This window comes from Ruegeria sp. HKCCD6426, from assembly GCF_057221115.1.
On sequence record NZ_JBWVBF010000001.1, the window covers coordinates 122,378 to 141,877 of the forward strand.

20 protein-coding genes and 1 riboswitch are annotated in these 19,500 nt (G+C 56.7%); of the genes, 12 read left to right on the forward strand and 8 right to left on the reverse strand.

Annotated features, from left to right (window positions below; genetic code table 11):
• Positions 1-24 precede the first annotated feature (24 nt).
• A riboswitch (SAM-SAH riboswitch) is annotated at positions 25-73 on the forward strand.
• Between the two features lie 5 nt (positions 74-78).
• The 5 genes from metK to AC2TDA_RS00620 all read left to right on the forward strand — a co-directional run bounded on the left by metK (position 79) and on the right by AC2TDA_RS00620 (position 5,353).
• Positions 79-1,260: a methionine adenosyltransferase gene (gene metK, locus AC2TDA_RS00600; RefSeq protein WP_480847751.1), complete on the forward strand. Its 1,182-nt coding sequence runs from the start codon at positions 79-81 to the stop codon at positions 1,258-1,260.
• Positions 1,261-1,397: 137 nt separating this feature from the next.
• The gene (gene trmB / locus AC2TDA_RS00605) at positions 1,398-2,111 is read left to right on the forward strand and encodes a tRNA (guanosine(46)-N7)-methyltransferase TrmB (protein WP_480878281.1); all 714 of its coding nucleotides are present in this window, start codon (positions 1,398-1,400) and stop codon (positions 2,109-2,111) included.
• A gap of 89 nt (positions 2,112-2,200) precedes the next feature.
• Positions 2,201-3,274 carry an amidohydrolase family protein gene (locus tag AC2TDA_RS00610; protein ID WP_480878283.1) on the forward strand — a complete coding sequence of 358 codons (1,074 nt, stop codon included), beginning with the start codon at positions 2,201-2,203 and terminating at the stop codon, positions 3,272-3,274.
• 97 nt (positions 3,275-3,371) lie between these two features.
• Positions 3,372-4,730: a 3-phosphoshikimate 1-carboxyvinyltransferase gene (aroA, locus tag AC2TDA_RS00615; RefSeq protein ID WP_480878284.1), complete on the forward strand. Its 1,359-nt coding sequence runs from the start codon at positions 3,372-3,374 to the stop codon at positions 4,728-4,730.
• Positions 4,730-5,353, forward strand: coding sequence for a (d)CMP kinase (locus AC2TDA_RS00620; protein WP_480878286.1), 624 nt, complete (start codon positions 4,730-4,732; stop codon positions 5,351-5,353). The genes aroA and AC2TDA_RS00620 overlap by 1 nt, the downstream gene beginning before the upstream one ends.
• Before the next feature lie 30 nt (positions 5,354-5,383).
• Here the strand turns inward: AC2TDA_RS00620 and AC2TDA_RS00625 are convergent, their stop codons facing one another.
• Positions 5,384-5,860: a YHS domain-containing (seleno)protein gene (locus AC2TDA_RS00625; protein WP_480878288.1), complete on the reverse strand. Its 477-nt coding sequence runs from the start codon at positions 5,858-5,860 to the stop codon at positions 5,384-5,386.
• A gap of 217 nt (positions 5,861-6,077) precedes the next feature.
• Between AC2TDA_RS00625 and AC2TDA_RS00630 the strand changes: the two genes are divergently transcribed.
• The 7 genes from AC2TDA_RS00630 (at position 6,078) to trpB (ending at position 11,794) form a co-directional block, all read left to right on the forward strand.
• Positions 6,078-6,614, forward strand: a complete 537-nt coding sequence (locus AC2TDA_RS00630; protein ID WP_480878290.1) for a hypothetical protein — start codon at positions 6,078-6,080, stop codon at positions 6,612-6,614.
• A 238-nt stretch (positions 6,615-6,852) separates the two neighbouring features.
• The gene (gene rpsA / locus AC2TDA_RS00635) at positions 6,853-8,529 is read left to right on the forward strand and encodes a 30S ribosomal protein S1 (protein ID WP_480847744.1); all 1,677 of its coding nucleotides are present in this window, start codon (positions 6,853-6,855) and stop codon (positions 8,527-8,529) included.
• Positions 8,530-8,799: 270 nt separating this feature from the next.
• Entirely contained in the window at positions 8,800-9,084 is a 285-nt protein-coding gene (gene ihfB, locus AC2TDA_RS00640) for an integration host factor subunit beta (RefSeq protein WP_480847743.1), read from the forward strand.
• Between the two features lie 7 nt (positions 9,085-9,091).
• Positions 9,092-9,442 carry a lipopolysaccharide assembly protein LapA domain-containing protein gene (locus AC2TDA_RS00645; protein WP_480847742.1) on the forward strand — a complete coding sequence of 117 codons (351 nt, stop codon included), beginning with the start codon at positions 9,092-9,094 and terminating at the stop codon, positions 9,440-9,442.
• A 9-nt stretch (positions 9,443-9,451) separates the two neighbouring features.
• Positions 9,452-10,096: a phosphoribosylanthranilate isomerase gene (locus tag AC2TDA_RS00650; RefSeq protein WP_480878293.1), complete on the forward strand. Its 645-nt coding sequence runs from the start codon at positions 9,452-9,454 to the stop codon at positions 10,094-10,096.
• 47 nt (positions 10,097-10,143) lie between these two features.
• Positions 10,144-10,479 (forward strand): hypothetical protein, encoded by a 336-nt coding sequence (locus AC2TDA_RS00655; protein WP_480847740.1) that lies wholly within the window; start codon positions 10,144-10,146, stop codon positions 10,477-10,479.
• 67 nt (positions 10,480-10,546) lie between these two features.
• A complete protein-coding gene (gene trpB / locus AC2TDA_RS00660; protein ID WP_480878294.1) occupies positions 10,547-11,794 on the forward strand; it encodes a tryptophan synthase subunit beta in 1,248 nt (415 codons plus the stop codon).
• Positions 11,795-12,101: 307 nt separating this feature from the next.
• Here the strand turns inward: trpB and AC2TDA_RS00665 are convergent, their stop codons facing one another.
• The 7 genes from AC2TDA_RS00665 to trpA form a co-directional block, all read right to left on the reverse strand.
• Positions 12,102-12,482, reverse strand: a complete 381-nt coding sequence (locus AC2TDA_RS00665; protein ID WP_480847738.1) for a DUF2237 family protein — start codon at positions 12,480-12,482, stop codon at positions 12,102-12,104.
• A 9-nt stretch (positions 12,483-12,491) separates the two neighbouring features.
• A complete protein-coding gene (locus AC2TDA_RS00670) occupies positions 12,492-13,655 on the reverse strand; it encodes a serine hydrolase domain-containing protein (protein WP_480878296.1) in 1,164 nt (387 codons plus the stop codon).
• A gap of 82 nt (positions 13,656-13,737) precedes the next feature.
• Complete coding sequence (pth, locus tag AC2TDA_RS00675) at positions 13,738-14,421, reverse strand: aminoacyl-tRNA hydrolase (protein WP_480847736.1); 684 nt, start codon at positions 14,419-14,421, stop codon at positions 13,738-13,740.
• A 99-nt stretch (positions 14,422-14,520) separates the two neighbouring features.
• Positions 14,521-16,440 (reverse strand): DUF3604 domain-containing protein, encoded by a 1,920-nt coding sequence (locus AC2TDA_RS00680; RefSeq protein WP_480878298.1) that lies wholly within the window; start codon positions 16,438-16,440, stop codon positions 14,521-14,523.
• 159 nt (positions 16,441-16,599) lie between these two features.
• Positions 16,600-17,256 carry a 50S ribosomal protein L25/general stress protein Ctc gene (locus AC2TDA_RS00685; protein ID WP_480847734.1) on the reverse strand — a complete coding sequence of 219 codons (657 nt, stop codon included), beginning with the start codon at positions 17,254-17,256 and terminating at the stop codon, positions 16,600-16,602.
• A 121-nt stretch (positions 17,257-17,377) separates the two neighbouring features.
• On the reverse strand, positions 17,378-18,544 hold the full coding sequence (locus AC2TDA_RS00690) for an alpha-hydroxy acid oxidase (protein ID WP_480878301.1): 1,167 nt from the start codon (positions 18,542-18,544) through the stop codon (positions 17,378-17,380).
• Positions 18,545-18,705: 161 nt separating this feature from the next.
• Positions 18,706-19,497, reverse strand: a complete 792-nt coding sequence (gene trpA, locus AC2TDA_RS00695) for a tryptophan synthase subunit alpha (RefSeq protein ID WP_480847732.1) — start codon at positions 19,495-19,497, stop codon at positions 18,706-18,708.
• Positions 19,498-19,500 lie beyond the last annotated feature (3 nt).

Genomic DNA, 19,500 nt, shown 5'->3' on the forward strand with positions numbered 1-19,500 from the left:
TTACTGCAGGCGTATCCCCTCGGATGCCTGTCACAACGGCTTCCTGGCGTGACGGGGAAATCTCAATGGAGCACTTTCATGTCCCGACAGAATTATACTTTTACTTCGGAATCCGTTTCCGAGGGGCACCCAGACAAGGTTTGCGACCGAATCTCGGACGCCGTTCTCGACGCCTTTCTGAACGAAGAACCCGAGGCGCGCGTGGCGTGCGAAACATTTGCCACTACCGACCGTGTCGTTATTGGCGGCGAAGTTGGCCTGTCGGATCAGGACAAGTTGCACGACTATATGGGCCGCATTGATGAGATCGCTCGTGCCTGTATCAAGGATATCGGCTACGAGCAGGACAAGTTTCACCACGAGACGGTCGAGGTGACGAACCTGTTGCATGAGCAGTCCGCTCATATTGCGCAGGGCGTGGATGCCGCTGACAACAAGGATGAAGGTGCCGGTGATCAGGGCATCATGTTCGGCTATGCGACGACGGAAACGCCGGCATTGATGCCTGCGCCGATCCAGTATTCACACGCCATCCTGCGGCGCCTGGCCGAAGTCCGCAAGAACGGCACCGAGTCCGTGTTGGGACCGGACGCGAAATCACAGTTGTCGGTGGTCTATCGAGACGGCAAGCCAGTGGGTGTAGATTCGATCGTTTTGTCGACGCAACATCTGGACGAGTCGCTGACTTCGGATGACATTCGTCAGATTGTCGAGCCCTATATCCGTGAAACCCTGCCTGAGGGCTGGCTGTCGGCTGAGACCGAGTGGCACGTAAACCCAACCGGCAAGTTCGTGATCGGCGGGCCGGACGGTGACGCGGGTCTGACCGGACGCAAGATCATTGTGGATACCTACGGAGGTGCCGCGCCTCATGGCGGTGGCGCGTTCTCGGGTAAAGATCCGACCAAAGTGGACCGCTCGGCTGCCTATGCCGCACGTTATTTGGCCAAGAACGTCGTGGCCGCGGGCATGGCTGAACGCTGCACGATTCAGCTGAGCTATGCGATTGGTGTCTCCAAGCCACTTTCGATTTATGCCGAAACCCACGGAACGGGTCAGGTTGCAGATACAGAAATCGAAAAGGCCGTAGCTCAGGTGATGGACCTGACCCCGCGCGGAATCCGGCAGCATCTGGAGTTGAACAAACCCATCTACCAGCGTACTGCGGCCTATGGTCATTTTGGCCGAAACCCCGAGGCTGATGGCGGGTTCAGCTGGGAACGTACAGATCTGACTGACGCGCTGAAGCAGGCAGTCTGACCAGTTGTTATACAAAGGCGCGCCCTCAAAGGCGCGCTTTTTCTATTTGGATGCGCCTCAGCGATTTGGGGGCAGTCTATCAGACCTGCGACAGCCACCTCTTGCAACGATCCAAGCTGCGCAGTATGGGCACCGCCATGAGCACCGAGACCCCACAACGCCCCCGCAGAAACTTCTATGGCCGCTTCAAGGGCAAAACCCTGAAGTCCAGTCAAAAGACTTATCTGTCGGAAGACCTAACCGCTTTGTCGCCCGGCGCGGTCGATTGGGAAACCAATCCCCAACGCACTCCGCTCGATCTGGATGGGCTATTTGGCGGCAAACCGGTCTGGCTTGAGGTTGGTTTTGGCGGCGGCGAGCATCTGGTGCATCAGGCAAAGAATAATCCGGATATTGGTATCATAGGGGCAGAGCCGTATATCAACGGAGTTGCCATGCTGTTGGGCAAGATCCGCCGGGCAGGCGTTGAAAACCTTGCTGTCCATCCCGGTGACGCCCGTGACCTCTTCGACGTTCTGCACGAGGCCAGCATCGCGCGCGCTTTTCTGCTTTACCCCGATCCGTGGCCAAAGACGCGACATCATCGCCGCCGTTTCGTCACACCTGAACATCTTGAACCGCTGGCCAGGTCGCTGAAGCCTGGCGCGATATTCCGGGTGGCGACTGATATACCGGACTATGTTCGCCAAACCCTGGAGGAAGTACCGCGTGCCGGTTTCGAATGGTTGGCCGAAGGTCCTGCCGATTGGCAAGAGCCGTGGGACGACTGGATTTCGACCCGGTACGAACAAAAAGCACTGCGCGAAGGTAGAACGCCCCATTACCTGACCTTCCGCCGGACCGAGAACTGATCCTGACCAGATTTCTGCAATCCTGAATGCTATGCTAGGTTAAGCGCGCCACATGCGCTTTGTTAGTACAAGTATTTTCAGGATCTCACATGTCCGAAATTCAGATCACAAATTGCCACACCCATTTGTTCCACGCGCGCCATGTTCCCGAGGACTATCCTTATCCGGCGCTGAAACCATTCAAGAAAATGCCTTGGCTACTGAAAGCGTTGGCATTTGGCGCGCGCCTGATCGGGCAGCATCCCGTCGCGGAGAAACTGGACCGGCTGTACCGTTTTCAACAGGAGACCGCTGAAGACAATCAGCGGGAAATCCTCGAAAATATGAGGCGGCACTACCCGGGCAATACTCGTTTTGTCGTGCTGCCGATGGAGTTATCGGCGTTTGGATTTGGTGCTCCATCAGTGCCGCTGCGCGCGCAACATGACGAGTTGGCGAAGCTCGCCGGAGATTCAGAGATTGGCAGGTCCGTTATCCCATTTGCAACGATTGACCCTCGGGCGGATCCCGAGGCGAAAGAGCTATGGCGGGCAATTGATGGCCTTAAGTTTCGTGGACTTAAGCTTTACCCGCGACTGGGTTTTGCCCCGGATGATCCTGTACTGATGCAACATGTGTATCCTCGCTTGGCCGAAAAGAATTTGCCTGTGATGTCCCATTGTTCGCGGGGTGGCGTTCAGGGGAGATACCTGTCGGATTACTGGGCGGATCGATACACAGAGCCCGACGCCTTTATCCCTGTCATGCGTGCACATCCCGCGCTTCGGATTTGTCTCGCGCATTTCGGAGGGCAACGCGACTGGGAGGCTTATGCCAACCCGGACCGGCAGAACCCTCTGGACGATGCATTCAACCGAAACTGGCAGGTGGCGATCCGGCGTATTATCGGCAGTGGAGATTACCCAGGGCTGTGGACCGACATCTCTTACACCCTGTTCCAGTTCGAGGATTACGCCCCGTTTCTGAGAATTTTCCTGACCGGTGACGACGAAGAAAGCGCGCGACTGAGGTCTCGGGTTCTGTTTGGGTCGGATTACTATATGACCCGACAGGAAAAGCTGTCGGAAAAAGCTGTGTGCATTCGACTTCGAAACGCGCTGGGCGAAGAAGTGTTCCGGCAGATCGCCGAAGAGAACCCGGCCAAATGGCTGGGAGAGGCCTAACAGACTGCTTCGCGCCCATACACCGCATCATTGTCGCTGGACCAAGTGGTCCCAATTCGCTAATCGGCCTAGGACTGATAGCGCAAAAGGAGCCCCCATGTCCGGACACGGCACGCCCATCCCGATGACCTCGCATCCCTGCGGCCCGCTGAACGGTACGGCTGAGGTGCCCGGCGACAAGTCGATCTCGCACCGTTCACTGATCCTGGGCGCGCTGACCGTGGGCGAAACCAGTATTTCCGGCCTGCTTGAGGGCGAGGACGTTCTGGACACAGCCAAGGCGATGCGCGCCTTTGGGGCCGAGGTCACGGATCACGGCAACGGCGATTGGACAGTGCATGGTGTCGGCGTCGGTGGGTTCGCCGAGCCGGATCAGGTGATAGACTGCGGCAACTCGGGTACCGGCGTGCGGTTGATCATGGGGGCGATGGCGACCTCTCCGATCACGGCGACCTTCACCGGTGATGCGAGCCTGAGCAAACGCCCCATGGCGCGGGTCACCGATCCGCTGGCACTTTTTGGAACGCAATCCATCGGACGCTCGGGAGGGCGCTTGCCGATGACCATAGTAGGTGCCGCTAACCCGGTTCCGGTGCGCTACGAAGTACCGGTACCCTCGGCGCAAGTGAAATCAGCCGTGCTGCTGGCCGGACTGAACGCTCCAGGCAAAACCGTGGTGATCGAGAAAGAGGCCACACGCGATCACACTGAACGGATGCTGGCCGGGTTTGGAGCAGACATCACGGTCGAGGACACCGATGAAGGGCGTGTGATCACGCTGACCGGTCGACCCGAGTTTAAGCCGCAAGTGATTGCGGTGCCACGCGACCCGTCGAGCGCAGCGTTTCCGGTCTGCGCGGCGCTGATCACACCGGGATCGGATGTGTTGGTGCCAGGTATCGGGCTAAACCCAACGCGAGCGGGCCTGTTTACAACGCTGCGCGAAATGGGGGCAGACCTGACCTATGAAAACGAACGCGAAGAGGGAGGCGAACCCGTCGCTGACCTGCGCGCACGATATTCGCCGAACATGAAAGGGATCACCGTGCCGTCGGAACGTGCGGCTTCGATGATCGACGAATACCCCGTCCTGTCAGCGGTGGCGGCAAATGCAATCGGGACAACCATGATGGGCGGCGTCAAAGAACTGCGCGTTAAGGAAAGCGACCGGATCGATGCCATGGCCCGCGGCCTGCGCAGCAATGGCGTGACGGTAAACGAGGGTGAAGAATGGTGGTCGGTCGAGGGGCTAGGCATCGGCAATGTCCCGGGTGGCGGAATCTGCGAGAGCTTTCTGGATCACCGCATTGCAATGTCTTTCATGATTTTGGGTATGGGCGCAAAGAATGCTGTGACCGTGGATGACGCAGGACCTATTGCGACATCCTTCCCGATTTTCGAGCCATTGATGGAGCGGTTGGGGGCTAAGTTGGCTCGCAAGAACCGGCAGATCTAATGGAAGCCCGCAGTTTCACGGTTGCCATTGATGGGCCTGCTGCGGCAGGCAAGGGGACGATTTCCAAGGCGGTCGCCGGGAAATTCGGTTTTGCACATCTCGATACCGGTCTGCTGTATCGCGCGGTTGGACGGCGAATGCTGGGCGGTCTGGATGCTGTGGCGGCGGCACAGGCCCTTACGGCAGAAGAACTGGAGCAGGGTGACCTCCGCACGGCTGAGATAGCGCAAGCGGCATCTAAAGTCGCAGTCATTCCCAAGGTGCGTGCCGCGCTGGTTGATTTCCAAAGGGCCTTTGCTCGGCGTTCTGGTGGAGCGGTTCTGGACGGTCGCGACATCGGAACCGTGATTTGCCCGCAAGCGGATGTGAAGTTGTTCGTCACAGCCAGTGCCGAAGTTCGGGCGGAACGGCGTTTTCTGGAGCTCAGCGCCAAGGGCTCGGACCTTTCCCGGGAACAGGTTCTCGCCGACGTGTGCGAGCGCGATATACGTGATGCAGAACGCAGCACGGCGCCAATGAAGCCTGCCGAAGATGCGGTTGTTCTGGACACGTCTGACCTGAGTATTGACGAGGCTTTGGCGCAGGCTATTGCTGTGATCTCTCAAAAAATGTCTGCGGCGTAGGGCCGCCGCAGACTGTCAATGCCGGTAAAATTACAGCTCGCCAACCGCGATGCTTTTGATATTGGCCCACTGATCGTCGGCGGTTTTGGCTGTTCCGGTCACATCTTCCAGAAAGCTGGCGCGGGTCGCCGCATTCAGGAACAGATACAGCTTTCCATCAGCGACCAGATACTGATCCGGGTCACCATCGAACTTCTTGCCGACGGACACACCGAAGGAGCAGAACCCGCCATGCTGAGGCAGATACGCTGACGGGTTGGTCTCGAACGTCTCGAGGTTTTCGGCGCTGGTGAAGTAGTAGGATGCGCCGTCATAGGTAGCCGAATGGTTGGCAAACCCTTCGACCGGGTTACCGCTGGTGACCAGAGCAACCAGATCCACACCGTGCACCGCCAGCGGGGCGCCGGCGGCGGCGATGCCTTTGGATACGTTAATCTCGTCGACTGCAAAGGCCGGAGCGGTCAGAGCCAGAGTTGCCGCAAGGGCGGTGAAAACAAGGGACTTCATAGTGTTTTTCCTTCCTAGTTTGGAAACGGGCCGACATGGTGTCAACCGATGTGACAAAGCTAGACAGAGTTTCCCGGACGTTTAATCGCAGTTAGGTCAGCAAACATTGCAGATAGTTCGTAAGTACGTACCTTTGATCCAATGTGTTCACACAGCTTTGTTTAGTCAGCCCAGACGTGCAGCCCTATGGTGAAAGAGTGTTTGCAGGAGTGACCTCATGATCCGACTAGCCATTTTTCTGATTTTCACGGCGGGGAGCTTGGCCGCTCAGGAAAGTCAGCCTCAGGCGCATGACAATGAACCGCCAATGACCTATGAGCGTTTGGGCAAGATTGTTTTCGCGCTGGACCCCGAGGCGCAGCCGCGCGGACCAGGGTTTCAACTGACGGTCTCGGATGTTCCGGTTCTGGTGATTACAGACACGAATGCTGACCGGATGCGTGCCATGGTTCCAATCCGCAGTGCATCCGAGCTGTCTCAGGACGATTTGAAAAGAATGATGCAAGCCAATTTCGACACTGCATTAGACGCCAGATATGCAATAGCCAATGGAACGCTTTGGGCAGCTTTTATCCATCCGCTCTCACCACTGGAAAAGGACCAGCTGATCTCTGGGCTTGCTCAGACCGTGAACATCGCCAAGACCTACGGGACGCTGTATTCTGGCGGTGCGGCCCAATTCGGTAGTGGGGACAGCAACGATCTGCAGCGCAAATTGATTGAAGAGCTTTTAAAAAAGGGTGAAGAAATCTGAGTTCGGCAGAATTCTGCAGCGCCGGTTTTCGCCTTGGACTTGCAGCGTCTTGCCTTAGCCGCTATAGAGCGCCCGTCGACAAGGCGATTTGAGCCATAAAACAATGAGACGAGCAGGGTCGGAACCAACCGGCCCTCTTTGTTTTGTGCACTAAGTCAGATCGTCTGACCAATCCATTAAGACCGGCGGAGACAACCGCTCGGCCAGTAAAAACGTATGTAAAGGAAAACACTGCCAGATGGCTGATACAACCATGGAGGAATTCGAAGCCCTCCTGAACGAAAGCTTCGAAATGGACACGCCCGAAGAGGGTTCTGTTGTCAAAGGCAAGGTTCTGGCGATCGAAGCCGGCCAGGCCATCATCGACGTTGGCTACAAAATGGAAGGCCGCGTTGATCTGAAAGAATTCGCAAACCCCGGCGAAGCCCCTGAAATCGCTGTTGGTGACGAGGTAGAAGTCTACCTGCGCGCCGCAGAAAACGCCCGTGGCGAAGCCGTCATCTCGCGCGAGATGGCCCGCCGTGAAGAGGCATGGGATCGTCTGGAAAAAGCATATGCCGACGACCAGCGCGTCGAAGGTGCAATCTTTGGTCGCGTCAAAGGTGGCTTCACCGTCGATCTGGGTGGCGCAGTTGCGTTCCTGCCCGGCTCGCAGGTTGACGTTCGCCCCGTGCGCGACGCTGGCCCGCTGATGGGTCTGAAGCAGCCGTTCCAGATTCTGAAAATGGACCGCCGCCGTGGCAACATCGTTGTTTCGCGTCGCGCCATCCTGGAAGAATCACGTGCCGAACAGCGTGCCGAAGTCATCGGCAACCTGTCCGAAGGTCAAACCGTCGAGGGTGTCGTCAAGAACATCACCGAATACGGTGCATTTGTTGACTTGGGCGGCGTTGACGGCCTGCTGCACGTCACCGACATGGCTTGGCGTCGTGTGAACCACCCGTCCGAGATCCTGACGATCGGCGAAACCATCAAGGTTCAGGTCATCAAGATCAACAAAGAGACCCACCGCATCAGCCTGGGCATGAAGCAGCTGCAGGACGATCCGTGGGATCTGGTTGCTGCCAAGTACCCGCTGGGCTCGGTCCATCAGGGTCGCGTCACCAACATCACCGACTACGGCGCATTCGTCGAGCTGGAAGCCGGTGTCGAAGGTCTGGTGCACGTATCCGAGATGTCTTGGACCAAGAAAAACGTCCACCCCGGCAAGATCGTTTCGACCAGCCAGGAAGTCGACGTCATGGTTCTGGAAATCGACGGCGCCAAGCGCCGCGTGTCTCTGGGCCTGAAACAGACTCAGCGCAACCCGTGGGAAGTGTTTGCAGAAACACACCCCGAGGGCACCGAGGTCGAAGGCGAAGTCAAGAACATCACCGAATTCGGTCTGTTCATTGGCCTCGAAGGCGACATCGACGGCATGGTTCACCTGTCGGACCTTTCCTGGGACGAGCGTGGCGAGGATGCCATCCAGAACTACCACAAGAACGACGTGGTACAGGCTGTCGTCTCTGAAGTGGATGTCGAGAAAGAGCGTATCTCGCTGTCGATCAAAGCCCTGGGCGGTGACAAGTTCGCCGAAGCCGTGGGCGGCGTGAAGCGTGGCTCGGTCATCACCGTTGGAGTCACTGCAATCGAGGATGGCGGCATCGAGGTGGAATACGAAGGCATGAAGTCCTTCATCCGCCGCTCTGACCTGTCGCGTGACCGTGCCGAACAGCGCCCCGAGCGTTTCTCGGTCGGTGACAAGGTCGACGTGCGCGTCACCAACGTCGACAGTAAGACCCGCCGTCTGGGTCTGTCGATCAAAGCCCGCGAGATCGCCGAAGAGAAAGAGGCCGTGGAACAGTACGGTTCTTCCGACTCGGGCGCATCGTTGGGCGATATCCTGGGTGCAGCGCTGAAGTCCGGCGACTGATCCCAGGGGTATCCCGAACGTGATTTGCGGCCTCGCGCGAAAGCGCGGGGCCGTTTTTGTTGCGAATCAATGTGTTCTAATTTCCTGGGTTAATTTTGCTATTGCTCGCGCAATAGGTGTGAATTTCCGCCTGACAAGCGAAAAATCGCGTGAGTTTCCTGCAAAATGAAGCCTTTGCACGCAGAGTATACGTTCCCCCGTTCCGGGTTTTTTCCTATACTGTCCAGAACAATAGGCTTGGTTAACCGGTCACCTGGGAGGGTAACACGCATGATCCGTTCAGAATTGATTCAGAAAATCGCCGACGAAAATCCACATCTATACCAGCGAGATGTCGAACGGATCGTGAATACCGTATTCGAGGAAGTGACCGATGCCATGTCGCGCGGTGACCGTGTCGAGCTGCGCGGGTTCGGGGCGTTTTCCGTCAAAAAGCGCGATGCGCGCGTTGGTCGCAACCCTCGTACAGGAGAGACTGTACAGGTCGATGAAAAATGTGTGCCGTTCTTCAAAACTGGCAAGTTGCTAAGGGACCGTTTGAACGGTAAAGCCTGACCCCATGATGCGTTATCTTCGATATGGTTTTCTGGCGATTCTTGGGATCATTCTGGTGTCGATCTCGCTGGCCAACCGACAGATGGTTGAGCTGAGGCTGATGCCGGATGCTCTGTCCGAATTGCTGAGCTTCAACTTGTCTACCACTTTGCCTTTGTTTGTTGTGGTTCTGGGTGGCGTTGTGGCTGGTCTGGTGATTGGTTTCTTGTGGGAATGGCTGCGTGAGCACAAGCATCGCAGGGACGCCACCGTCAAGAAAAGCGAAGTGCGCAAGCTTGAGCGTGAGGTCAAAAAGCTCAAGCGAAAGCAGAACGAAGGTCAGGACGACGTTCTGGCGCTGCTGGACGAGGCCAGCTGAGGTCATTCGATGTCTACTGATGTAAATGTCAAAATTTGCGGTCTGACCGCGCAAGAAGATGTGCGCGCGGCCGTTGACGCTGGCGCGCGCTATATTGGGTTCAACTTTTTTCCTAAGTCACCGCGCTACGCGTCGATTGCGCAAGCGGCAGCTCTGGCCGGTGAGGTGCCCGCTGGTGTGGCCAAAGTGGCGCTGGCCGTGAATTTTTCAGACGCGCAATTTGATGAAATTGTTGCTGGTGTCCCCTTGGACATGCTGCAACTTCACGGAGCGGAAAGCCCCGAACGGGTTGCCGAGTTGAAGCAGCGCTATGGGCTGCCAGTCATCAAGGCGATCGGGGTGGCCGAAGCCCAGGATTTAGCCGCGATCGACGTATATTCAGAGACCGCTGATCTGCTGCTGATCGATGCCAAGCCCCCGAAAAACTCGGAATTGCCGGGTGGAAACGGATTGCCTTTCGACTGGCGATTGCTGGCGGGGCGTAAGTACTGGCGCACGCCGTGGATGCTGTCGGGCGGGCTTAATCCGGGCAACGTGGCCGAGGCCATTCGGATGACCGGCGCAAACCAAATCGATGTCGCATCCGGGGTCGAAAGTGCGCCGGGCGTCAAGGACCCGAGCCTAATCAAAGCATTTATCGACGCCGCCCGGTGATCTGATCGGGCACTGACCGCGTATCTCTCTTTGTGGAGGACGCGAATATGCTGGCTGCGATTGGTGGAATTACCCTAAAACGCTGGTATCACGCGCCGGAGTTTTTCTGGCGTGCGGGGCAGGCATTGCGTCAGGCTCAGGGCGATCCGTTGTGTTTTCACACTGAAGTTTTCCCGCATCAGGGACTCTATTTCTCGCTCACCGTATGGCACGATGTCGAGGCGATGTTGACCTTTGCCCAATCCGGCCCCCATCGCCGCGTGATGCAAGTGGCGTCCCGGTTGGCAGAAACAAATCATTTCTGCCAATTCACCTGCATCGCCGTTCCGACCCGTGCTCAGGCACTGGACGTTTGGAAGCAGCAATCCCAGGCGGCGGAATAGTACGTTTTGCGATGGCAAATCCCGTCATCACCTCCTATGAACAACGGGTACGACGAGGGAGACATCCATGGCCAACGATCTTTTCAATTCCTTCATGTCCGGCCCCGATGAACAGGGCCGCTTTGGCATTTTTGGCGGGCGATTTGTCAGCGAAACGCTGATGCCGCTGATCCTATCGCTGGCAGAGGAATATGACAGGGCCAAGGACGACCCAACCTTCTGGGCCGAAATGGATGATCTGTGGACAAACTATGTGGGCCGGCCCTCGCCGCTGTATTATGCGGAACGCCTGACCGAGCATTTGGGCGGTGCAAAAATCTATCTAAAGCGCGATGAACTGAACCACACGGGCGCGCACAAAATTAACAACGTGCTGGGTCAGATCATTCTGGCGCGGCGCATGGGTAAAACCCGGATCATCGCGGAAACCGGGGCAGGGCAGCATGGCGTGGCCACGGCCACTGTCTGCGCCAAGTTTGGCCTAAAATGTATCGTCTATATGGGTGCGCATGATGTTCAGCGTCAGGCACCGAACGTGTTTCGTATGCGCCTGCTAGGGGCAGAAGTGATTCCGGTGACCTCGGGCCGCGGCACGCTGAAGGATGCGATGAACGATGCTCTGCGCGATTGGGTGACCAATGTGCGCGACACGTTTTACTGCATCGGCACTGTGGCAGGCCCGCACCCATATCCGGCGATGGTTCGCGACTTCCAGTCGATCATCGGTAAGGAAGCCAAAGAGCAGATGCAAAAGGCAGAAGGCCGCCTGCCGGATACGATTATTGCCGCCATCGGCGGTGGATCGAACGCTATGGGCCTGTTCTATCCGTTCCTTGACGATAAATCCGTCAACATCATCGGTGTCGAGGCCGGGGGCAAAGGCGTAAATGAAAAGATGGAGCATTGCGCTTCGCTGACTGGTGGGCGCCCGGGTGTGCTGCATGGCAACCGGACGTATTTGTTGCAGGACGACGATGGCCAGATCCTGGAAGGATATTCCATATCGGCGGGGCTGGATTATCCCGGAATCGGGCCTGAGCATTCCTGGTTGAATGATGTTGGCCGCGCCCAATACGTCTCGATCACCGACAAAGAGGCACTGGAGGCGTTCCAGCTGTGTTGTGCGACCGAAGGCATCATTCCCGCGTTGGAACCCTGCCACGCACTGGCCCATGTCATGAAAATTGCCCCGGACCTGCCCAAAGATCACCTGATCTGCATGAACATGTGTGGACGCGGCGATAAGGATGTTCAGACCGTCGCAAAGTACCTGAATTTTGACATGTCAGACACCGAAGGCCGCTCAGCCGACTGATCCCTTCGTCTGGCGGGGTTAAGAACCTTGTGTCAGGTTGCCGGGTTTGCGCAACCTGGCCAATTCAGATGACGCCGGACGATTTGGTCGGAAAAACGATGCTGTCGCGCCTAAATGGGCGGACAAGATGTGATTGCCCAGGTATTTTGGCGCCTATCCGGATTTCCTGGCGGCAACCCAAATGGGCCGTTGGGCGTGACTGCGTTGGATACCCGCTGCGGTGCTGGCCCATTTTCCGAGGCCTGATCTGTGGTTCAATCTGCGGATCACCGTTGCACACGGCGCGCGGGTACTGGGTTCCGGCAATCTATGCTTGGTGCCTTGATCGGTGAATGTTCAGAATTTCTAGCGGCACAATGTCCAGAGCCCGCTGATGTGTCGCCTCCAGATTAACCTTGGGTGCACAACCTTCGTCATGAGCCTGTAGAAATCGTGCTGCACACAGGCACCAGCTGTCCCCGGCACTGAGGCCGGGAAAATTGAACTCGGGGTGGGGTGTGCTCAGGTCATTACCAACGTATTTGGAAAACGCGAGAAACTCGGCGGTCATGATTGCACAGACCGTATGGCTGCCTTGGTCTTCTGCGCAGGTGTTGCAGGCCCCGTCGCGAAAGAACCCTGTTAGCGGCTTGCGCGAACAAGGGGCCAAAACTCCGCCAAGCACATTGATGCTATCCTGTTTCTGCATAGGGGCATCTTACAGGTTTTGTGCGATCTTGCGGAACATTTCGACATTCTGGTCACTGACGCCGGGTTCGCGGAATTTTCGGTCGGCCCCGGTGGTGACGATCAGCACGCCGCGTGGCTGGTCAAAATAGATGTATTGGCCATAAATTCCACGCGCGAAGAACTCACCTTCATGTGCGCCGATGGGAATCCACCATTGGTAGCCATACCCGGTTTCGCCGGGTGCGGTAGGGGCGCTGGGCCATGTGGCTTCCGCGATCCAATCTGCCGGGACTATCTGGTTACCGTCTCGTACTCCATTTTGCAGGATCATCTGCCCGAAACGGGCGAAATCGCGGGCGGTAAAGTTCAGGCCCGCCAAAACAAAAGCGACGCCGGCCCCATCGGTGATGTAATATCCGTCGCGTTCCAACCCCAGCGGTTGCACGATCTTTTCAGTCATCAGATCGGCCACGTTCCGCCCGGTTGCGCCTCGGATCACCATTCCGATCACATGCGTGTCGATTGACACGTATTGCCAGACATCTCCCGGAGCGGTGAAACTGTCATGCAGCGAGGCCGCGAAATCGTCCAGCTCCCCGCCCAGTGCAATTGCGCGGCCCATCCGGTTGATGTCCGAGTCGTAGTCCAGATAGTCTTCGTCAAACGTGACACCACTGGCCATGTTCAAAACATTACGGATCGTTGCGGCTTCGTAAGCGCTGCCCGCGAGCTTCGGCGCGTAGTTTATCACCGGATCGTCCAGTGACTCGATCGCGCCCTCGTCCATGAGAATGCCGAACAGGGCGGACAAGTAGCTTTTGGCAACCGACCATGAAATCCGCCGGTCGTCCGGGCCGGTGCCCAGGTAGTATTCTTCGAACCGAATCTGCCCGTCTTGCAACACCAGCAAAGAGGTCACGGCACGTTCGTCAATCCATGCGTCCGTACCCTCTGGCAGGTCAAATCCGGGGCCATAAGGAAGCTCCCAAGTTGGGCCATTGCCACGAGGCAAGTCGACAGTCAGGAACGCGTCATTCATATGCGAAAAGTTGTGAACTATCTTTTCTGCGGTGAACAAAGAGTTCACGGCCATCAAACGGGTAATCTCTTCGCGCTTCCAGACTCCGACGACCACAGCGGCCAGAGCCAAAGCCAGCACGATGCGCAATAGCCATTTGAACACGATTTTCATCCGTCGCCTCCCTTTAGCCTGCTTCATTGGAGCGCGGCGCGATCTGGTTCGCAATCAAAACGTTACGGCATCCGACTGAGAACTACCTGAATTTGTCCAGCAACTTTTGCATCGCCGAACGTTCGTCGGTTGCGAGTTCCGGTGTCTCTGCGGGTTTGGGTTTCGCGTCGGAGGGCAAAGGAGTCTTCGAAGACCGGGCCGGTGCCGTGCGCAGTGCGACGGCGTTCATGAACTTGCCACTTTCATCTTCAGCCAGATATTTGGCGCCATCCGAGACACCGCGCAGGACGTCCTCCAACCAATCAGCGTCGGCTTTGGCAAAATCGCTCAGCACGTAGGGAGAGACCATCTCTTTGCGGCCCGGATGCCCGATCCCCAAACGCACCCGGTCATAGGCGGCACCGATATGATCGTGGATCGAACGCAAACCGTTATGGCCCGCATGTCCGCCGCCAGCCTTAGCACGCACTTTTCCGGGAGCGAGATCCAATTCGTCGTGGAACACCGTCACGTCCGTTGAATCCAGCTTGTAGAACCGCATAGCTTCGCCGACGGACTGGCCCGAGCGGTTCATGAAGGTCTGGGGTTTCATCAGAAGGATCTTCTGTGAACCCAGGCGGCCTTCGGTAATCTCGGCCTGAAACTTGGATCGCCAAGGGCCAAAGTCATGATCTTCGGCAATCCTATCTACAGCCATGAAGCCAATGTTATGTCGGTTCCGGGCGTATTTCTGCCCCGGATTACCCAATCCGACAAAAAGTTTCATAGCAGCGCTCCGCGTGTCTTTATTCGCCTCGCCCTGTCATGCCCGGAAATGGATGGGAAATCCAGTCGAGCCCTACAACAATTGCTCCGCCGAAAGAAGTCAGTTCTCCGGCGTGTACCAGATAGGTGAGGTGTAGGCCCGCTCGGTCGTCGTCATTGGCACCTCTGCGTCCATTTGAACACCGAATCTCCTGGCCTCATATGCGGTCCAGCGAGGTGTCGGGATTTCGATCACCCGGACATAATAGAATGCCCTTAGAGACGGATCGAAATCAGGATCCTGCCAATAGGTGATCAATTCCGGTGCGCCGATCGTGTTCGTCCAGGTCGCATTCTCAACATCCACTGTGTTGCCGACAGGCGGTACCTTGCCATCCGACCCGGGTGTTCGGTCGCCGCCCCATGCAACGTCGTAAACTTTTTCACCTCGCGTGCCGTCTGCATTCAGCCAACCTTTGATGACCTGCACTCGGTCTAGGTTTCCGCTATATGGATCTTTCAATGCGGCGATCAGGAAGTTTGGGGCGCCGTCACCGGTTCTGGCGGGCAGGTCTGCTCCCATCGGGACGCCTTTGGCATAGCCGATATCGGCTGGCAGTCGTGAAAGAGCATCCTCTTCCGCGAAACCCCACCCTCCGAAAAATCGCACCATCATGCGAGAACCAGTCGTGCCGTAGACCTCACGCCGTTCCAGCGCGTCGAAGATCGCCTGGCGTGTGTTTTCGATCGCCCAAGCAGCGGCATACCCACCAGAGGCCTGTTTCCAGCCGTAGATAGAAAACTCCGGCTCAGGAGCTTCGATCACTATGTGTTCCCAACGGTGCGGTTCGGGTTCTACACCAGAATGTTTGCCAAAAAAGTTATCCTCTTCCACTGCTGTCATGCCGGTGTGGCCATCGGTTGAACCGATTTGGCCAAACTTGTATGGGTTGATACCCAGTTGCTCTTCAAGCATCAGACCGGTTTTGTAGGCCTCGCGGGAATACTCGTATTGCAGCATGTCTTCAGTCTTGGCTTCGGTCCCATTCAGGTTCGACGCATCCCACGTATCGAAATCGGCAAACTCGTCATCCGGGCTTAGAAACGGGTGCGCTTCGCTGTCGCCTTTGATCTGCGTCGTCTCAATGACTGGCTCGAACCGGGCGCGTAGTTGCGCGTTTTCTTCGGTCAGAGGGGTGCCATCGAAATTTGAGATCGAAAAAAGACGTCCGTTGGAAAGGTTCCCATTATGCGGAATCGCCAATACGTCGCCACCAGTCCGGTCTTCGTATTCGGCCAGATGTGCCCAAAGGTCTTCGGGATTTTTGCTGTCGAATTGAGAAAACGGCAGCACTTGATTGGCCATATCCGAACCGTCACGAAAGATGACATTGCGATGGATATTGTCGCCGCCTTCGGACGTCCACTCGTATCCGATTAGAGCAGTAAAAACCCCCGGCTCGTTGTATCTATCTGCAAGAGCAGTGTATTCTTGCCAAGCGTCCTTAATGGCCTTGGGGTTATCAATTGGGGGTTCGTCGTCAGACAGCGATGCGACGATTTCCATCGCCGTCGCAAAGACCAGATCGTTGTCGTTACTGGTCAGTGCATCGTACCAAACCTTGCCCTGCGGTGAGGACAGAACGTTCTGATCGCCGCCGAGAAGTTGAGGCATCAACCCGTACATTTCGGCATGGTCTGAGATGACCAGCCAATCCAATGGTCGGGACAGTTTCGCCTGCAGTCCATGGGTCGTTGTGACCTCATGGCCGCGCGCGAACAAGTAAGCGTCTTCCTGGCTCAAACGTGTCATCGTACCAGCATCGACAGAGACTTCGGTATGCAGGTGCGTGTCGCCCCAAAGCGGCTGAGTTGGAAAGTTGCGCCCCGCATAGGGCGAAAAATGATCAGAAGTAAACCGATCGGCCACATCGTCTTTGCTTGGCAGCGTGTCCTGTACCTGCGCGAACGCCGCGCATCCGCAAACAACTCCGCCGATCGTTGAAATCAAAGTTGCTGTGAACTTGAATCGATTTGTCATGATCGCAGGCTCCAAAGAAATGATTGGTGGAAAAGTGGCTAAAAAACAGGGCCACTATCGGCGAGCCTAACACAGTATGGGATCAAATTCCAAAATTCGAAAATGAAAACGGGGCTCCAATGGAACCCCGTTTCTAAATCCGGATGAATTGAACCGGTTTTATTCTTCTTCTTCCTTGCCGACGACTTCAACCTCGTCAGCGGCCACTTCGGCCTCGTCGCCTTCGTCTTCGTCATCCGTTGCCAATCCGGTCGGAGCCGAGATGTTCGCAATAACGAAATCACGATCGATAGTCGGCTTGGTGCCGGCCGGCAGATCAACAGACGAAATCGTCGCAACGTCGTTGATGTTCATGCCGGTCAGATCAACGGTGATCTTCTCAGGAATGTCACCCGCGGTGCAGACCAGTTCAACTTCCGGACGGACAACGGTCAGAACGCCACCCTTCTTGATGCCGGGTGCTTCTTCTTCGTTGACAAACTCAACCGGGATGAACAGCGCGATCTTGGTGGTCCGGCGCAGGCGCATCAGGTCCAGGTGGGTCGGCAGGTCTTTGACCACATCACGCTGAACGTCGCGGCAGATGACGCGGACGTCTTCCTGGCCTTCAACCTTCAGGTTCCACAGGGTCGACTTGAACCGGCCAGCTTTCAGGCGTTTGAACAGTTCGTTGAACGGGATCTGGATTGCCAGCGGGTCTTTGTCGCCGCCAAACACAACGCCCGGAACCATGCCTTCGCGGCGTGCTTTACGAGCGGCGCCCTTGCCTGTCCCCGTCCGTTCCAGAGCTACGAGATCAGGAATCTCACCAGCCATGATATATCTCCAATGTTAGGGCGGGCATCCTCCAAGGCTGTATACCCGCGTGAAGCCGCGTCCTTAGCTTGTTTCAGCGCAATTGGAAAGGGGTTTTTATACCCTTGAAATGGAACGCGTATCAATCCTGCCAGCGGCCGCCAAAATCCTCGGGCACAAGCAGATTATGCCGCCCCAAAGCGGCAACATTCTTTTCGCCGCACAGCGCCATAGTTGTGTCGAGTTCCTTCTGAATGACCTCAAGTGCAGATGTTACGCCTTTCTGCCCCATAGCACCCAGACCATAGATGTAGGCGCGGCCGATAAAGGTGCCCTTGGCGCCCAGAGCCAGAGCCTTGAGAACGTCTTGCCCGGACCGGATACCGCTGTCCAGATGCACTTCGACGTCACTTCCAACAGCGTCCATAATTTCCGGCAACACGCGGATAGAACTGAGCGCGCCATCCAGCTGGCGCCCCCCGTGGTTTGAGACGACGATGGCATCGGCCCCCAGTTTTGCAGCCATTTTGGCGTCGTCGGCATCCAGAATGCCCTTGAGGATCACTTTGCCGCCCCATTGCTCCATCAGTTTTTCGACCTTCTTCCAGTCCAGGCTGGGGTCGAACTGTTCCGCGGTCCAGGTGCCCAGTGAAGAAGTGTCTGTAATGGTATCAACATGGCCAACGATATTGCCGAACTCGCGTCGTTTTGCCCCCAGCATTTCTATGCCCCAGGACCATTTAGTCATCAGGTTTGCAATTGTCTTGGCGGTCAGTTTTGGCGGCGCCGACAAGCCGTTCTTGAGGTCCTTGTGCCGTTGACCCAATATTTGCAGATCCAACGTGATCACCAGCGCGGAACACTTCGCGTCTTTGGCGCGTTGGATCAGGCGGCCCACGTAGTCCTCATCCTTCATGGTATACAGCTGGAACCAAAATGGCTTGGTCGTGGCTTCTGCAACATCTTCGATGGAGTTGATCGACATGGTCGACAGTGTGAACGGCACACCGAATTCTTCGGCCGCTTTGGCGGCTTTGATCTCGCCGTCAGCATGCTGCATTCCGGTCAATCCAACCGGTGCAAGCGCCACTGGCATAGCGACATCCTGTTCGATCATCTGTGACGCAGTTGTACGCCCTGACATATCCACCGCAACCCGCTGGCGCAGGCGGATATCCTCGAAATCAGAGGTGTTTTCCCGAAACGTTTGCTCGGTCCAGCTGCCACTTTCGGCATAGTCGAAGAACATCCGGGGCACTCGGCGTTCGTAAATCCGTTTGAGGTCTTGAATATTGGTGATGACGGGCATGAGTCGCGGCCTTCTCAGGATTGGTTAAGTTTCTTTACCAATTTTTTCGACCAACCGCAACTTAGCGCAGATGCGGTCGGTTGCCGCGTTAATGCGAACACAAAAAAGCGGCTGACCAAGGCCAGCCGCGATGATCCAGTTCCCCCGGACTTCAGCGATGATCAGGCTGCGTGGGCCCCGTCCGCCAGTGTTTTGACAAAATCGAGAACCTCACTCACAGGTTTGCCGGCGCCGATCTGACTAACGATGGCCGAGCCTACCACGGCACCATCCGCGACACTGGCGATGGTCCGGGACTTTTCGGGCGTGTTTATGCCAAATCCGACAATTACGGGTAAATCGGTGGCGGCCTTGATCCGCGAAACTTCGGGGCCGACATCCGTCGCCTGAGCCTCGGCAGCGCCGGTGATACCGGTGATCGAGACATAGTAGACAAAGCCTGATGTGTTCTGCAGCACGCGGGGCAGGCGGTTATCGTCCGTAGTGGGCGTGGCCAGCCGAATGAAGTTTAATCCAGCGGCCTGTGCTGGCAAGCACAGTTCGTCATCTTCTTCGGGGGGAAGGTCGACCACGATCAAACCATCGATCCCGGCCTCCTTGGCATCGACAAGGAATTTATCGACGCCCCGGCTATAAATGGGATTGTAATACCCCATTAGAACAATTGGCGTTGTGTTGTCTGTTTCGCGGAACGCGCGCGCCAGGTCCAGAGTGCGTTGCAGTGTCATGCCCGAGTCCAGTGCCCGTTGTCCCGCGGCCTGAATGGTCGGTCCATCGGCCATGGGATCGGTAAACGGCAAACCCAGCTCGATCACGTCGACACCGGCCTCTGGCAGGCCCTTTACGACTTCAAGCGAAGTTTCGAAATCGGGATCTCCGGCCATGATATAGGCGACAAAGGCCTTTTTGCCCTCATTCTTAAGGGCGGCGAACTTGGCGTCGATACGGGTCATCAG

Bases quoted from the DNA above. Each gene is read 5' to 3' on its own strand.
- ihfB (WP_480847743.1), top strand. From the start codon at position 8,800: ATGATCCGTTCAGAATTGATTCAGAAAATCGCCGACGAAAATCCACAT.
- AC2TDA_RS00665 (WP_480847738.1), bottom strand. From the start codon at position 12,482: ATGCAGAAACAGGATAGCATCAATGTGCTTGGCGGAGTTTTGGCCCCT.
- AC2TDA_RS00650 (WP_480878293.1), top strand. From the start codon at position 9,452: ATGTCTACTGATGTAAATGTCAAAATTTGCGGTCTGACCGCGCAAGAA.
- AC2TDA_RS00690 (WP_480878301.1), bottom strand. From the start codon at position 18,544: ATGCCCGTCATCACCAATATTCAAGACCTCAAACGGATTTACGAACGC.
- AC2TDA_RS00670 (WP_480878296.1), bottom strand. From the start codon at position 13,655: ATGAAAATCGTGTTCAAATGGCTATTGCGCATCGTGCTGGCTTTGGCT.
- pth (WP_480847736.1), bottom strand. From the start codon at position 14,421: ATGAAACTTTTTGTCGGATTGGGTAATCCGGGGCAGAAATACGCCCGG.
- AC2TDA_RS00620 (WP_480878286.1), top strand. From the start codon at position 4,730: ATGGAAGCCCGCAGTTTCACGGTTGCCATTGATGGGCCTGCTGCGGCA.
- AC2TDA_RS00655 (WP_480847740.1), top strand. From the start codon at position 10,144: ATGCTGGCTGCGATTGGTGGAATTACCCTAAAACGCTGGTATCACGCG.
- AC2TDA_RS00625 (WP_480878288.1), bottom strand. From the start codon at position 5,860: ATGAAGTCCCTTGTTTTCACCGCCCTTGCGGCAACTCTGGCTCTGACC.
- AC2TDA_RS00645 (WP_480847742.1), top strand. From the start codon at position 9,092: ATGCGTTATCTTCGATATGGTTTTCTGGCGATTCTTGGGATCATTCTG.
- trmB (WP_480878281.1), top strand. From the start codon at position 1,398: ATGAGCACCGAGACCCCACAACGCCCCCGCAGAAACTTCTATGGCCGC.
- AC2TDA_RS00610 (WP_480878283.1), top strand. From the start codon at position 2,201: ATGTCCGAAATTCAGATCACAAATTGCCACACCCATTTGTTCCACGCG.
- trpA (WP_480847732.1), bottom strand. From the start codon at position 19,497: ATGACCCGTATCGACGCCAAGTTCGCCGCCCTTAAGAATGAGGGCAAA.
- AC2TDA_RS00630 (WP_480878290.1), top strand. From the start codon at position 6,078: ATGATCCGACTAGCCATTTTTCTGATTTTCACGGCGGGGAGCTTGGCC.
- rpsA (WP_480847744.1), top strand. From the start codon at position 6,853: ATGGCTGATACAACCATGGAGGAATTCGAAGCCCTCCTGAACGAAAGC.
- AC2TDA_RS00685 (WP_480847734.1), bottom strand. From the start codon at position 17,256: ATGGCTGGTGAGATTCCTGATCTCGTAGCTCTGGAACGGACGGGGACA.
- aroA (WP_480878284.1), top strand. From the start codon at position 3,372: ATGTCCGGACACGGCACGCCCATCCCGATGACCTCGCATCCCTGCGGC.
- trpB (WP_480878294.1), top strand. From the start codon at position 10,547: ATGGCCAACGATCTTTTCAATTCCTTCATGTCCGGCCCCGATGAACAG.
- metK (WP_480847751.1), top strand. From the start codon at position 79: ATGTCCCGACAGAATTATACTTTTACTTCGGAATCCGTTTCCGAGGGG.
- AC2TDA_RS00680 (WP_480878298.1), bottom strand. From the start codon at position 16,440: ATGACAAATCGATTCAAGTTCACAGCAACTTTGATTTCAACGATCGGC.